Origin of the sequence: Geofilum sp. OHC36d9 (assembly GCF_052400685.1) — a bacterium.
GTDB lineage: Bacteria > Bacteroidota > Bacteroidia > Bacteroidales > Marinilabiliaceae > CAZHHH01.
Genome location: NZ_JBQTGJ010000014.1, coordinates 14,732 through 29,592, shown reverse-complemented (window position 1 = coordinate 29,592; position 14,861 = coordinate 14,732). Strand labels below are relative to the sequence as shown.

Annotated in this window: 13 protein-coding genes; 2 read left to right on the top strand and 11 right to left on the bottom strand. The window is 38.5% G+C overall.

What is annotated here, in order from left to right:
- Positions 1–114 precede the first annotated feature (114 nt).
- The 6 genes from ACT3CD_RS12895 to gcvT form a co-directional block, all read right to left on the bottom strand.
- Complete coding sequence (locus ACT3CD_RS12895; protein WP_444646049.1) at positions 115–1,101, bottom strand: dihydroorotate dehydrogenase-like protein; 987 nt, start codon at positions 1,099–1,101, stop codon at positions 115–117.
- A 164-nt stretch (positions 1,102–1,265) separates the two neighbouring features.
- Positions 1,266–1,928, bottom strand: coding sequence for a YggS family pyridoxal phosphate-dependent enzyme (locus ACT3CD_RS12890; RefSeq protein ID WP_444646048.1), 663 nt, complete (start codon positions 1,926–1,928; stop codon positions 1,266–1,268).
- Positions 1,929–2,612: 684 nt separating this feature from the next.
- A complete protein-coding gene (locus ACT3CD_RS12885; protein ID WP_444646047.1) occupies positions 2,613–3,863 on the bottom strand; it encodes a DUF1015 domain-containing protein in 1,251 nt (416 codons plus the stop codon).
- Positions 3,864–3,977: 114 nt separating this feature from the next.
- Complete coding sequence (locus ACT3CD_RS12880; protein WP_444646046.1) at positions 3,978–4,901, bottom strand: 3-phosphoglycerate dehydrogenase; 924 nt, start codon at positions 4,899–4,901, stop codon at positions 3,978–3,980.
- A 437-nt stretch (positions 4,902–5,338) separates the two neighbouring features.
- Positions 5,339–6,409, bottom strand: coding sequence for a 3-phosphoserine/phosphohydroxythreonine transaminase (gene serC / locus ACT3CD_RS12875; RefSeq protein ID WP_444646045.1), 1,071 nt, complete (start codon positions 6,407–6,409; stop codon positions 5,339–5,341).
- Positions 6,410–6,816: 407 nt separating this feature from the next.
- A complete protein-coding gene (gcvT, locus tag ACT3CD_RS12870; RefSeq protein WP_444646044.1) occupies positions 6,817–7,899 on the bottom strand; it encodes a glycine cleavage system aminomethyltransferase GcvT in 1,083 nt (360 codons plus the stop codon).
- A gap of 279 nt (positions 7,900–8,178) precedes the next feature.
- On the opposite strand from gcvT, the gene ACT3CD_RS12865 reads away from it, so the two are divergent.
- Positions 8,179–8,646 (top strand): Hpt domain-containing protein, encoded by a 468-nt coding sequence (locus ACT3CD_RS12865; RefSeq protein WP_444646043.1) that lies wholly within the window; start codon positions 8,179–8,181, stop codon positions 8,644–8,646.
- Between the two features lie 13 nt (positions 8,647–8,659).
- Complete coding sequence (locus ACT3CD_RS12860; protein ID WP_444646042.1) at positions 8,660–8,983, top strand: STAS domain-containing protein; 324 nt, start codon at positions 8,660–8,662, stop codon at positions 8,981–8,983.
- A gap of 259 nt (positions 8,984–9,242) precedes the next feature.
- On the opposite strand, the gene clpB is transcribed toward ACT3CD_RS12860, so the two are convergent.
- The 5 genes from clpB to ACT3CD_RS12835 form a co-directional block, all read right to left on the bottom strand.
- Positions 9,243–11,816 carry an ATP-dependent chaperone ClpB gene (gene clpB / locus ACT3CD_RS12855; protein ID WP_444646041.1) on the bottom strand — a complete coding sequence of 858 codons (2,574 nt, stop codon included), beginning with the start codon at positions 11,814–11,816 and terminating at the stop codon, positions 9,243–9,245.
- Positions 11,817–11,972: 156 nt separating this feature from the next.
- Positions 11,973–12,365 (bottom strand): DUF1987 domain-containing protein, encoded by a 393-nt coding sequence (locus tag ACT3CD_RS12850; protein WP_444646040.1) that lies wholly within the window; start codon positions 12,363–12,365, stop codon positions 11,973–11,975.
- An 11-nt stretch (positions 12,366–12,376) separates the two neighbouring features.
- Complete coding sequence (locus tag ACT3CD_RS12845; protein ID WP_444646039.1) at positions 12,377–12,922, bottom strand: SiaB family protein kinase; 546 nt, start codon at positions 12,920–12,922, stop codon at positions 12,377–12,379.
- 425 nt (positions 12,923–13,347) lie between these two features.
- Entirely contained in the window at positions 13,348–14,274 is a 927-nt protein-coding gene (gene epsC, locus ACT3CD_RS12840; protein ID WP_444646038.1) for a serine O-acetyltransferase EpsC, read from the bottom strand.
- Between the two features lie 5 nt (positions 14,275–14,279).
- Entirely contained in the window at positions 14,280–14,834 is a 555-nt protein-coding gene (locus tag ACT3CD_RS12835; RefSeq protein WP_444646037.1) for an AAA family ATPase, read from the bottom strand.
- Positions 14,835–14,861 lie beyond the last annotated feature (27 nt).

The following is a 14,861-nucleotide window of genomic DNA, read 5'->3' as shown; positions in this document are numbered from 1 at the left end:
CTTTGCGCCTAAACTATTTTATATTCACATCTTTATTATCACGATGCGAAAGCCTTTATTTTGAGCTTCCAAGCTCAAGTGTCTGATTGTATGAACAGACACAAATAGGATATTCTACTCCCTGTCTGAAAAATATTTCATAAACTGGGCACGTTCATAAAGCGCCGGATTTTTCATTTTCCGATAATTCATCATTCCCCGAAAATCTTCAATACTTTTAAATCCGTTTTCGTCCATCCAGCCCGACAACCTTTGAACCATTTCTGTTACCACTTCCGGCCCGTTCTTATAAACGGCAGAACATGTCTGAACAGCTTTTGCTCCGGCCAATAACATTTTTATCACAGCATCGCCATCATGTACGCCAGTAGATGCCGCCACATCAACACTATTAATTTTATCACTTACAATAGCTACCCAGCGCAGTGAACGACGGATATCGGCGGCAGAACTAAAGACCTCTGAACTTACCAATATTAACTTATTAATATCAATGTCAGGCTCATAAAACCGATTGAAAAGGACAACCCCTTTTGCTCCAGACACTGAAAGCTTATCAACAACCTGTACGAGGTTCGAAAAATAAGGGCTAAGCTTCATAGCGACAGGAATCTTAATTGATCTTGACACCACATCGGCCACCTGATAATACATATCTTCATAATCGGCAGCCACACTATTTTTATCTGTATTTACCACGAAGAGATTTAGTTCTAAAGCATCGGCTCCAGCGGTTTCAATCTGGCGTGCAAAATCAACCCATTCGTCCACCGAGAAACAATTGATGCTGGCAATCACTGGTATCTTCACCGCAGCTTTAGCCTCCTTTATCAATTGAAGATAATCGGTAACCGAATGACTTCGGCTATAATTACTAATATAGTCCATTGCCTCGGGGTAATCCATTCCCTGACTCCCCTGCACGTGATGATTAATTTCGTGATTAATTTGTTCTTCAAACAACGATTTTAAAACAACGGCACCGGCACCAGCCGCTTCCAATTTTTTAATTTTCTCAACACTATTGGTCAACCCCGAACTTCCAACAATAACAGGATTTCTGAGCTTTAGTCCCAAATAGCTTGTTTCCAGCTTTGACATGTTTTCAAATTTAGTATTGTTTCAACAAAAGTATTACCCATCTGTCTTAGAGTCTGCCAACAAAGTCTAACTTCTGCGTTATGCCTGACTTTATGGACAGACACTTTCTTATCATATATTCAGAATAAGCAAAGCTTAATAATATTTACAAAATACATTGTAATTTATCTGGCTCCAAAAATAGCACTTCCTACGCGAACCATTGTGCATCCTTCTTCAATAGCCAATAAATAATCGTTACTCATCCCCATGCTAATTTCCCGAAAATAATCAACATCACTCATCCATTGATTTTTAATCCGGTCGAAAAGCACCCTTAAACTGTGAAATTCATTTTTAATCTGCGTTTGATTATCGGTAAAAGTAGCCATGCCCATCAATCCACAAACCTGCACATTTTCCAACGAACGAACATTAAAAGATTCAAACAGGTGCAATAATTCCTCGGGCGAAAAGCCAAATTTTGTAGATTCGGTGGCGATATGTACCTGCAACAAACATGAAATTATACGTTTATTCCTGGCACCCTCATTGTTAATTACTTTCAAAAGTTTCAATGAATCAACCCCATGAATAAGACTCACAAAAGGAGCAATATATTTTACTTTGTTTGATTGCATATGTCCTATCATATGCCATTTAATATCCTTAGGTAAGGCTTCGGCTTTCGCCACCAACTCCTGTACTTTATTCTCACCAAAGACACGTTGTCCCACCTCATAAGCTTCCCTTACCAAACCGGTAGGGTGCGTCTTCGACACGGCAACCAGCTCAACATGGTCCGGAATGGATTTTCTTATTTCTTCCAATTTTTCAGCAACCGACATTTAAACATGTTTTAGTTTTGTGGGTGAAGCTTTCATCACCCATTATGTTTCAATATAATGCTATTTAGAGTTTGTCTATAAAGTCCAACTTCTGCGTTACGCTTGTCATAAAAACAGTCATTTACAAAAAGTAAACTCCTTGATTTTTATGACTTCGCAAGCCTTAAATTTGAACTTTATAGCTCAAATTCCCGACTTTATGGACAGGCACTATTTAGTGTTTGTCTATAAAGTTAACTATTGCATTGTGCTTGCTCTCAAAATACTCATTTACAGGAATGAATTCATATTTTTTGAGCTACGAAAGCCTTAAAAAATAATTGCATCTGATCTGCCTCCGGCATTTTCGGGCAAACGCGATTTATCAAAACGATACCAACGATGCAACTCAACTCGCCATTTTCCAAAATTGATATTGGCTTACATCATTTTCCTGTTTCTTTATAAACACACGACTAATGTTAAGGTTAATATCAGATCTAAAACTTTTCATATGAAACGAGCCATGAGGAATTGTTTCACACACAGAAGGATGATTATCCTGGCGAGTTCCATATGGCAACTGAAAAACAAATTATAATCATATGAAAAGCAAAATACGTCAACTAAATTCAAAATAGCAAATGCGTTTTTATTACCAACAATATCAATACAAAGGAGGTAATTAAACACCTCTCATTCTGGCTATTCCAGTTCGTGAATCACCAGCCCGCTGCGCAATTTTGGCTCAAACCAGGTCGTTTTAGGCGGCATAATATTACCCGTATCCGCGATATCAATTAATTGCTTCATAGAAACAGGATACAAAGCAAAAGCCACTTTCATTTCAAAAGCATCCACACGGCGCTGCAGCTCTTCCAGACCGCGAATTCCACCCACAAAATCAATTCGGTTAGAAGTTCTCAAATCTTCAATACCTAAAATTTTATCTAACACATATTTTGAAAGAATGGTAACGTCCAAAACGCCAATTGGGTCAGAATCGTTGTAGGTTCCTTTGCGCGCTGTTAATTTATACCAATGACCTCCCAGGTACATTCCAAACTCATGTAATTTTTCGGGTTTATGAATTTCACAGCCCATCTGAGAGACTTCAAAATAGCGTCCCAACGCCGCAATAAAGTCACCTTCAGATAAATCGTTTAAATCTTTCACCACACGGTTATAGTCAATAATCGATAACTGGTTATCAGGAAAATGAACAGCCATAAAAAAATTATACGATTCAGTCCCATTGTGATTAGGATTCTTACGTTTTCTCTCTTCTCCTACACGGGCAGCAGCCGCGGTACGATGATGACCATCTGCCACATAGGTACAAGGCACTTTTTCGGCAAACAAACGTTCAATACGCTCGTTGGTAACCATATCCATTATCACCCAAAACTGATGTCCAAAACCGTCTTCACTGATAAAATCATACTCAGGGGCCTGTTCATTCACAATATTTGCGACAATTTCATCAATTTCAGGAACCGCTTTATAACTAATAAACACAGGTTCCAGGTTGGCATTGTTCACCATAATATGGGTCATGCGGTCTTCTTCTTTATCGGGACGCGTTAACTCATGTTTTTTAATAACACCCGAAAAATAGTCGGAACAAGCTGCCGCACCAACAATACCATATTGAGTCCGGCCATTCATTGTTTGAGCATAGATATAAAAACGAGAAGTGTCATCTTTTTCCAGCCATCCCTTTTCTCTGAAACGGCAGAAATTATCGAATGATTTATTGTAGACAGTCTCGGAATGCGTATCCACGCCTTTTTTACAATCAATTTCGGCTCGTGTAATATGCAACAACGAATGATCCTTTCCTTTAGCCATAGCAGCAGCCTCTTCACTGTTCATCACATCGTAGGGCAAGCACGACAATTCTTTAGCAATTTCACGCGGAGGGCGTAAGCCCCTAAAAGGTTTTACAATAGCCATAGTGTTAGTAGTTTAGATTTTTCACCTGGATTTGACATGGCCTTAAACTTCAAGTCCCGGACAAAGCCGGGACATGAATATAGGCATATTCTATTAAATAAAATTCAAAGTGTCTTAACGATTTACCCTAAATGTTTCATCCCCGGAGGTAAAGAAACTAACTATTTGTCGGGCAGCAGCCACTCCGGCATTAATATTGGCTTCATCTGTTTGAGCACCCATTTTTTTAGGGGTAAAAAAGTATCGACCTCCAAACTGTTGCTTGAACACATCTGCATTGTCGGGTGCTATGTCTGACAGATAAATAAAATCAGGACGTTCATTCATTACTTCGACTAACTCGGCTTCGTTAATCACCTCTTTACGGGCGGTATTAACCAGTACAGCACCCTTAGGCATCAGAGACAATAAGGATTTATTGATGGAATTAACAGTAGAAGCATTGGCCGGAATGTGTAACGAAACCACTTCGCAGGTACGGTACAACTCTTCAATAGAGTTAACCGGCTCAACACCATGCGACTGCATACGGTCAGCGCTCACATAAGGGTCGTAAGCATATACTTTCATGCCAAATCCATGAGCAATTTTACCAACATAATAGCCAACGTTGCCATAGGCATGTATACCCAATGATTTACCACGAAGCTCAGTTCCCGCAGCTCCAGTATATTGTTTACGGATGCCATATACTAACATACCAAATACCAACTCAGCCACAGCATTTGAGTTTTGGCCCGGCGTATTCATAGCCACAATGTTTTTTGACGAACAAGTCACCAGGTCAAGATTATCGTATCCAGCACCAGCCCGAACCACAATTTTAAGATTTTTGGCCGACTCCAAAACATTGCAATCAATTTTGTCAGAACGAACAATTAAGGCATCTACGTCAGCAACAGCAGCTAATAAATCGCTTGGTGACTTATATTTTTCCAGTAGTCTCAATTCATAACCGGCCTCATCAACGACTTTACGAATCTGATCGACGGCCATTTTTGAGAATGGCTTTTCAGTTGCAACTAATACTCTTTTCATCTGTTTATAATTTATTTTTATTTGCCACATGGAACTCGCAGCAATAGTCACTCCCCTTTGTGAAAAACTATTCTCATGCTCGTTTCATATGTTTCTAATTTGTGGTTTATGCCACATAAACTTCCATTTAAATTGTCCTTATGTGTAAAAATCAATAATCTGCTAGGCCAATCTTTGATAATGGTTGTTCATGCGTTAATAATTTGATTTATAATAGGCTGATGATATCCGCAAAAGAATTACACTATGTAAAATTATTCTAACGACTCATTTCATCGTCATTATTTCAATAATTGGTCATACCAGCTTATAATCAATAAAATAAAAACATTTCAAAGACGAAGATGACAGCAAAAAAGGGAAGCGTGAAGCCAGCTTCATCATCTTCCCCTTCAGAGATTATTGCTTTAATATAAATCTTCGAAACTGATTCATTATTAATGTTTCTTTTCAAATTGTTGCATGACATCAACCAAAGCTTTAACACTTTCTTCAGGCAGGGCATTATATACAGAAGCCCTGAAGCCACCTACCGAACGGTGTCCTTTTATTCCCACCATTCCCTGTGCAGTGGCAAATTCAAGAAATTCAGCGTTAAGATCCTGATAATCATCATTCATGACAAAACAAATATTCATAATTGAACGATCATCGACGTTCTGCACAGTACCTTTAAACAAACGGTTTCGGTCAATTTCAGAATAAAGAATATCGGCTTTACGGATATTACGTTTTTCCATTTCTTTTAAACCGCCATTGGATTTCAACCAATTAAGAGTCTGCAATGCAGCAAAAACCGGCAAAACAGGTGGCGTATTGAACATTGAACCGCCATCGATGTGCGTTTTATAGTTCAGCATGGTTGGAATTGGACGATCAACTTTACCCAAAACATCTTCTCTCACAAGTGCAAAGGCCAACCCAGCTGGCGCCAAATTTTTCTGAGCACCGCCATAAATTATGGCATATTTAGAAACATCCAAAGGACGAGAAAAAATATCAGATGACATATCTGCAACCAAAGGAACCTTCACATCCATGTCCTTACGAATTTCGGTTCCATAAATGGTGTTATTAGTGGTAATATGCAGATAATCGACATCAGACGGGATATCAAAATCCCTGGGGATATAATTATAATTTTTATCTTTTGAAGAAGCAACTTCAACCACTTCACCAAAAAACTTAGCTTCCTTGATTGCCTTTGAAGCCCATGTGCCGGTATTCAGATAGGCTGCTTTTTTACTTAAAAGATTGTAAGGGACCATACAAAATTGCATGCTGGCACCTCCGCCTAAAAATACCACTTCATAACCCGCAGGAACCTCCAACAACTCTTTAAACAATTTATTGGCTTGTTCCATAACGGCTGTAAACTCCTTACCACGGTGCGATACTTCCATCACCGAAAGACCTGTTCCTGCAAAATTAACAACTGCTTCGGCAGTATTCTTAATGGTAACTTCGGGGAGAATTGACGGCCCGGCTGAAAAATTGTGCTTCTTCATGTGAATATCTATGTTTAAGTTGTTTTTTGTAAAAAATCAATCCTTTCGCCTTTCATACAGCTAAACAATGCAAACACGCTACAGATAATAAGTTAAGCATTTATCAGCGGCTCTACCAAAAGCTAAAATTACAACTATTCAAAAGTAACCCAACGGTATAAGGCTCTTTTTTTTTAGTTATTTATCAACAGAAATTTCAACACCTTGATTTTGTATCGCAAGACAAAAGAAAAATGAGGTTTCTATTACACAGGCAAAATTAATAGAAAAGCCGATAATAATAATTACAAAATGAAATAAAAACTGCAAGAAAAAATATCAAATTCTAACATTTTCACTGTATTCAGACCTGCAAAAGGTTGACACAACCAGACGAAACCACCACTACAACACTAATAAACAAGACATTATACAAACGGCAGTTTAACAATTTCAGCAGAAACTGACTTTTGTCGTATCCGTACAAATATTTGCGTCTCAACTTTTGCATAGTCTGTTTTAACATATCCCAGGCCAATACCCTGCTTCAAAACCGGTGACATAGTTCCTGATGTCACATTTCCAATTACATCTCCATTACTATTTACCAATTCGTAGCCATGACGCGGAATACCCCTTTCCAACAACTTAAAGCCAACCAATTTACGTGCAACACCATTGTTCTTTTGGGTATGAAGCGTCTCCCTATCAATCAAATTTTTCTCAGGTTTCAATTTGGTAATCCACCCAAGTCCTGCTTCTATTGGCGACGTGGAGTCATCAATATCATTACCATATAAACAAAAGCCCATTTCAAGCCTCAGAGTATCACGAGCGCCCAAACCGGCAGGAAGAAGCCCTTCGGTGTCACCTTCAGAAATAATTGTCCGCCACAATTTTTGAGCATCTTTATTATCCACAAATAACTCAAAGCCACCAGCTCCGGTATAACCTGTTCGGGAAATGATTACGGAATCAATGCCGGCAACCTCGCCTGTTGTAAAAGAATAGTACACCAAAGAGGAGAGATCAACCGAGGTTATTGCCTGAAGAATTTTTTCAGCTCTGGGCCCCTGAATCGCCAGCAATGAAATGCGATCACTGGCATCTTCAAGCTCCACATCCGCAGGTTTATGCTTCATGCACCAATTCCAGTCTTTCTCAATATTAGAAGCATTAACCACCAACAAATACTTTTGCGGTTGATAATGATAAACCAATAAATCGTCAACAATTCCACCTGTCCCGTTGGGAAAACAGGCATACTGAATCTTCCCGGGTTTTAGGAGCGCCACATCATTGGACGTTATACGCTGCAAAAAGCTGAGTGCGCCAGGCCCTTTCACCCAAAACTCACCCATGTGTGAAACATCAAATAAACCGGCCGATTGGCGAACAGCCATATGTTCGGAGGTTATACCACTATATTCAACGGGCATTTCAAAACCAGCAAAAGGAACCATTTTGGCGCCCGCATCAACATGCAACTGGTATAACTGAGTTCGTTTCATCAAATAAAGTATTTATACTGATTTGTAATTTCCATTTGATTCAAAGATATTCTTATCAATTTATAAAAAAAATGATTCTTAATATGTTTAAGAAAAAACAGAATTACAACATGAAAATTATTTCAAACACCATTAAATAAACCAGTATTAATTAAAGAAATAAAGATTAAACCATCCTCAGGTTATCAAAATTAACTAAATTGCATAAATTAATGAATGAATAATATATTTCCTTTTAAAAGGGAAAGTGTTAAATTTGTATAACTCAACATAGGCAAAATGAATTCCCGATTTGAAATTATAGACCTTACGTATCTCGAAAGCATCGCTGAAGGTAATATATCAGTGATCCGAGAGTTTATTTCTATTTTTTTGGAGCAGGCCGAGGAATTCAAGGAGGGATTTGAACAATATTTTAACAGAAAGCAATGGAAAGAACTCGGTGCGTTGGCTCACAAAGCCAAATCTTCTGTTATATCGATGGGAATGACCGAATTGGGTAATTGTGAATTGAAAAACCTGGAACTTATTTCCAAACAATTCAGAATTAAAGAATTAAAAAAAATGGAGGTTTTATCACCGAGAGAAGTTGAGGAACTAAATTATATTCAAAAGCAATTTGATTCATTTCCGGCAGATAAAAAAAAATGGATTAAAGATAACACCAATGCTGCCGCCATTGAAAAAATTATTTCGAAATATAACGCCATTTGCAACAAAGCGATTAAGGAATTAAAGGTGGTATAGAAAAATGGAAAATATGCTTAAATTAGAAACCAAAGGAAATGTCACTGAAGGCATTTTGGAAGGCACCAACAGGTTGAATGCTACCATAGCTCAGGAAGTTAAAATATCGTTGAACAACGCTTTAAAACAAAGCGAATTTCAACTCATTCTAAACCTTAAAAACATTCTTTTCATAGATAGTACCGGAATTGGTGTATTAATTTCGGCTCTTAAAACCTCGCGCCAAAACAATGGAACGTTCATTTTAAAAGCAGTTAACAAAGACGTTATGAGTCTCTTGACGCTAATGAAACTAGACAAAGTCTTCGATTTTTCTGAATCAACAAATCAAAATTAAATAGTACCTGCAAGGAAACATCTGCCCTTTCGTTATGCTCGCTTTCAAAATGTTCATTGATCCCGTAAATACACACTTTTCAAGCTTCAAAACTTCCCTGCTTGCAAAAGCACAAATACTAATTAAAACAAATTATTTAAATATGAAAGCCTCAAAAATGAAGCTTTCATATTTGTTACCTGAGTTTCCGGAAAAGCTCTAAGCAAAAACTTTTAAGGTCTTAGCTAACTTTCAATTCTTTTTTCTGTTTTTAAAAGTTTCAACGATTATTAAAAACAAGTGCATTATCCTTTACATCTACTACAATGGCTTGCTTAGTAGTAACTTCATTTGACAAAATCATCTTTGATAAATCGTTGAGTAAATACTTCTGAATAGCCCGTTTAATAGGCCGGGCACCATACATTGGATCAAAACCAACATTCACCAACCATTTAGCAGCTTCATCGGTAAACGATAAATTAACATTTTGCTCATTTAGCATTGTCACTACTCGGTTCAACTGTAAACGAACAATTTTAAGTATCTCGTCACGATTTAGTGGTGTAAACAAAATTATTTCATCAATCCGGTTCAGGAACTCAGGTCTGATAGTTTGTCGCAACATGCTCATAACCTTTTCACGAGCACTGTCGTCAATGGCCCCATCGCCATTACTCATGGATTCCTGCAATAGCTCAGAACCCAGATTCGACGTCATGATGATAATGGTATTCTTAAAATCAACCACACGTCCCTTATTATCTGTCAAACGACCATCATCGAGCACCTGAAGCAGTATATTGAAAACATCGGAATGCGCTTTTTCTATCTCATCCAGTAAAACCACTGAATAAGGTTTACGTCGAACGGCCTCAGTGAGCTGACCGCCTTCATCATACCCCACGTATCCGGGAGGAGCGCCAACCAACCTTGAAACAGAATGGCGCTCCTGGTATTCCGACATATCAATACGCGTCATTAGATTTTCATCATCAAATAAAAATTCGGCCAACGCCTTAGCCAATTCTGTTTTACCCACACCAGTTGAACCAAGAAAGATAAAGGACCCGATAGGCCGTTTGGCATCCTGAAGTCCGGCTCTGCTACGGCGAATAGCATTGGCCACAGCCGAAATAGCCACCTCCTGACCAACAACGCGTTTATGAAGATCATTTTCGATCTCCAGCAACTTTTGTCGTTCACTTTTAAGCATACGTGAAACCGGAATCCCAGTCCATCGGCTCACTACCTGAGCCACGTCTTCCGCATCCACTTCCTCTTTAATCATAGCCGAATCGGCTTGCTTTTCCTGTAATTGAAGTTTCAGCTTGTCAATGGCCGCTTCGGCCCCTTTTATACGACCATAACGCAATTCGGCAACCTTGTCATATTGCCCCTCCTTTTCGGCCCGCTCAGCCTCAAACCGAAACGTTTCAATATCACTTTTATGTTTCTGAATCTCTTCGACAATAGCACGCTCTTGCTCCCATTTAGAACGTAAAACCAACCGCTGTTCTTTCAATGTAGCTATGTCACGGTTAAGGGCATCCAGTTTTTGATGATCACTTTCCCGTTTTATAGCCTCACGCTCTATTTCCAACTGTTGAATTTTACGTTCAATCTCATCAATTTCCTCAGGAACTGAATTCATCTCCAAACGTAAACGAGAAGCTGCTTCATCGATCAAATCGATTGCCTTATCTGGCAAAAAACGATCAGAAATATAACGTTTTGATAATTCAACAGCTGCAATGACAGCCTCATCACGAATACGCACTTTATGGTATGATTCATACCTCTCCTTTAATCCCCTCAAAATTGAAACCGACGACATCACATCAGGTTCATCAACCATCACAATCTGGAAACGACGTTCAAGAGCTTTATCTTTTTCAAAAAACTTCTGATATTCAGATAACGTGGTTGCACCTATGGCCCGCAGATCACCTCTTGCCAAAGCCGGTTTCAAAATATTAGCCGCATCCATAGCGCCCTCACTCTTACCAGCCCCTACCAGTGTGTGAATCTCGTCAATAAACAAAACCACATCGCCGTCGGATGCAATCACGTCTTTAACCACCGACTTCAATCGTTCTTCAAACTCCCCCTTATACTTAGCCCCGGCAACCAGAGCCCCCATATCAAGAGAGAAAATTTGTTTCGACTTTAAATTATCGGGAACATCGCCATCGATGATACGATGAGCCAGTCCTTCGGCGATAGCGGTTTTACCAACACCCGGCTCCCCGATCAAAATCGGATTATTTTTGGTACGACGAGACAATATCTGCAACACACGCCGTATCTCCTCGTCGCGACCAATAACAGGATCTAATTTTCCACTTCGTGCTCTATCATTAAGATTAATGGCAAAACGCTCAAGGGCATTGTAAGTGTCCTCAGCAGTGGGGCTATTAACCTTACTACCTTTGCGCAAATCCTTTATAGCAGTCATCATGGCTTTTTCTGTAGCACCGGCATCTTTCAGCATCCGGGCCACATTACTTTTGACAACTAAAAGGGCCAAAATGATATGTTCGATAGAGGCAAACTCATCCCCCATTTCATGGGCTTTGTCAATCGCCTTCTGTAATACATCCGAAGATTCGCGACTGAGAAAGGGTTCGCCACCCGACACTTTGGGATAAGACGCAACAATACTGTCGAGTACCGAATCAATCTCACCTATACCAACTTTACTAAATAAAAATTTGACCAATTGGTCTTCTGTGGAGATAATTCCTTTAAGAAGATGTCCAGGCTCTATGGCCTGATGACTCAGACTTTGGGCTAATTGAAAAGCCTTCTGAACTGAGTCCTGTGCCTTTATGGTAAATTGATTTAAATTCATAATTAAAGAATTAAAATTACCAGCAAAGCATCAAAAGCATTGCCAAAGGCCCAAATACGACACAATGCCAGCAAACCCAGTATTTATGATGACATTTTGACATAAAAAAAGTCATTGAAAAAATTCAATGACCATAATCGTCGAAAACAAAGGTTCTTAATCCTCCATCTCAATCATAGAAAAAGGCACATTTATGATTGATTGGTAGTCTTCACCCGCTTCAAACATATCTTCATCATCTTCCTCGTAATACCAGCTAACCTGAACTTTGTTCCCTTTTTTATAAAGTAATTCGAGCTTTTTAAGCATATCCAAAATACACTTGGATGAGCTGGTATTAAAATACTCCAACTGTATGTTGACGTTGGTATGGTCCATTGGGCTGGAACCGTATCTATCGAGCCAATCGATCAATGGTTTATAAAATTCAACAGAATTCTCAGGAATAGAACGACCTTTAATTTCAATAAGACCCTTTTCACCATCCAACCTGACGTAAGGCGTTTTTGTGCTACCTTCACGAATAATAGTTTCTATTGTATCCACCATGACATAAAAATTTAACTTATATAAACATCCAAGGAAAGGAAAGAATACTTTTCATCCTGCGGATAAATATAATATTCAAGCTTATTACCTGTTTTACGAACCATATCCAAAAAACCCAAACCACTTCCCCCTGAATTTGGGTTGTCACGGACTAAAATATCTCTGTAAACAACAACGATATCTTCATCTGATAAAGAATTTACCATTTTAATACTCTCTTCAATCCGACTTAAGCGTTCAGTTTTAAAAAAATTACCAGTTGAAATACGAAAGAAAGATTGATCTTTGGACAAAACGATCAATCCATATTTGGGAACAATATCAACTTCGGCTGAAAGCGGTGGAATATCTGCATAATGATAAAGATTCTGAATACACTCAACAACAACATTGTAAACCTTCTTTCTAATTTTCCCTTTCACCAAATTTTTATCAAGCCCATCCTCTATTAAAGATAATGATTCTGTTATCTTATCAGAAGTAACAGAACCGGAGTATTTATAAATAATTTCTCCGTTAATTTTCTGCAAATACCATTTATTAAGGTCAAACTTCATTTAATGGTGTACTTTAAATCTGAGCTGAAAATATACATAAAAGCCTTTATAATGTAAGCAAAAAAGCTATTTTTTTGTCACTCTCGCTTTAAAAATGGTCATTTACGACAATAAACTCTTATTTATTTAAGCTTCGAAAGCCTCAAAGTTAAAGTTTCCTTGTTGCCACCAAACATCTAGGGCTGTACAAGCTTTTATTTAAAACCTACTGACTCCAAACCGTTGATTTTATTGACAGACACAACATAAGAGCCATTTTAACAATCTAAAAAATCTTCATCGGTTCTTAAAAGCCAAAAAGAGAAACTAAATGAAAGAGTTATACAAATATATAAATTAAAAAGAGTTATGAATTATTCAAATTGTTAAATCTAATAGTATTTCAAAAAAAACAGATAAAAACAATAACTATCTAAAACATAATATTAAATTCCATCACCACCCAAAAATCCCGAAAAGCGGTACTTTTCCTGTACTACTTTACTGTTAGGTGCCACATCAGAAGTAATCCATACGTTCCCACCAATTACCGAGTTGGCACCAATCGTAATTCTCCCGAGAATAGTAGCCTGAGCATATATAATAACATTATCTTCGACAATGGGATGACGCGGAATCCCTTTTATAGGGTTTCCCTCATTATCAAGTGGAAAACTTTTGGCTCCCAAAGTTACGCCCTGGTAGATTTTCACATTATTTCCGATGACAGAGGTGGCACCAATAACAACACCGGTACCATGATCAATGGTAAAACTACTTCCGATTTTTGCACGCGGATGTATGTCGATACCCGTCTCGGAATGAGCCATTTCAGAAATAATACGAGGTATTAGTGGCACATTCAATTCGAGCAACGTATGGGCAACTCTATAATTTGTTATTGCACGCGTGGCAGGATAACAAAAAATAACTTCGGCCTGACTCTGGGCGGCCGGATCGCTCAAAAATGCAGCTTCAATATCGGTTGACATTAAAAAACGCAGCCGTGGCAACTGACTTATAAACTCAACAGCAATTTGGGTTGCTTTGGCTTTGGCATCTCCAAGCTCGAATTTATCACTATCGGTACAGCCAAAACATAAACCTGCAAAAATCTGCTGACGTAACTTTTCATACAGCGACTCGATATTTACGCCAATGTAATACTTCACACTTCCCGGACGCGTGCGTGAACTTCCAAAATACCCGGGAAAAATAATTTCACGCACCAGATCAACAATTTCCAGGATAACCTTAACCGAAGGCATGGGCTGATCGGGATGATGACGGTGACACACCGACTTATAAGACTCTTCCTGTGAAAGAGCCTCAATTATTTTCTTCAGACTTTTAGGATACTCAGGGAAACTCATAACCATCAATATTTAATTTTTCTCTTAACATTACCTAACTCACCTATAAACCAACTATCAATCTGGTCGATCGCATTTTGAAGCCGAATAGAACCGTTACCTTCAACATATCTAAAAGGAATATTATAACGGATTAACTCTTCCTGATAACAACGGAAAAGAGAATCTCTCCTATCTCCATTTTCACGAACACAATCAAATTCCCAATCGATATCGGGTTTGCAAAGTAACACCAAATTGGGAGATAAAGTTTTAATCGCTTCGTGCAACCACACAGGACAAACGCCATAAACCTCCTGAAACCATACTTTTGTAATGATCAAAAAGGTGTCAAAAAAAATTATTTTCTGATCAGAAAAACGCCTTAGACAACGAGCATACTGAGCAATCTGTCGTCGGGCAATTGTTTCAACATCGTTAATAGCATAAGGACGCTTTAAACGCGCCACATAATCTCTGGCATACTCCGGAAGTCCAAGCGTATTATAATGAGCCGCCAAAAGCGCTGTAAGCGTTGATTTTCCTGTTGACTCGGGCCCACAAACAACGATAGATACCATAAAACTTCATCTATGAATTTCAAAGGT

Coding starts and splice junctions, on each gene's coding strand:
- ACT3CD_RS12895 (WP_444646049.1), bottom strand. CDS start 1,101: ATGTCAAAGCTGGAAACAAGCTATTTGGGACTAAAGCTCAGAAATCCT.
- ACT3CD_RS12890 (WP_444646048.1), bottom strand. CDS start 1,928: ATGTCGGTTGCTGAAAAATTGGAAGAAATAAGAAAATCCATTCCGGAC.
- ACT3CD_RS12885 (WP_444646047.1), bottom strand. CDS start 3,863: ATGGCTATTGTAAAACCTTTTAGGGGCTTACGCCCTCCGCGTGAAATT.
- ACT3CD_RS12880 (WP_444646046.1), bottom strand. CDS start 4,901: ATGAAAAGAGTATTAGTTGCAACTGAAAAGCCATTCTCAAAAATGGCC.
- serC (WP_444646045.1), bottom strand. CDS start 6,409: ATGAAGAAGCACAATTTTTCAGCCGGGCCGTCAATTCTCCCCGAAGTT.
- gcvT (WP_444646044.1), bottom strand. CDS start 7,899: ATGAAACGAACTCAGTTATACCAGTTGCATGTTGATGCGGGCGCCAAA.
- ACT3CD_RS12865 (WP_444646043.1), top strand. CDS start 8,179: ATGAATTCCCGATTTGAAATTATAGACCTTACGTATCTCGAAAGCATC.
- ACT3CD_RS12860 (WP_444646042.1), top strand. CDS start 8,660: ATGCTTAAATTAGAAACCAAAGGAAATGTCACTGAAGGCATTTTGGAA.
- clpB (WP_444646041.1), bottom strand. CDS start 11,816: ATGAATTTAAATCAATTTACCATAAAGGCACAGGACTCAGTTCAGAAG.
- ACT3CD_RS12850 (WP_444646040.1), bottom strand. CDS start 12,365: ATGGTGGATACAATAGAAACTATTATTCGTGAAGGTAGCACAAAAACG.
- ACT3CD_RS12845 (WP_444646039.1), bottom strand. CDS start 12,922: ATGAAGTTTGACCTTAATAAATGGTATTTGCAGAAAATTAACGGAGAA.
- epsC (WP_444646038.1), bottom strand. CDS start 14,274: ATGAGTTTCCCTGAGTATCCTAAAAGTCTGAAGAAAATAATTGAGGCT.
- ACT3CD_RS12835 (WP_444646037.1), bottom strand. CDS start 14,834: ATGGTATCTATCGTTGTTTGTGGGCCCGAGTCAACAGGAAAATCAACG.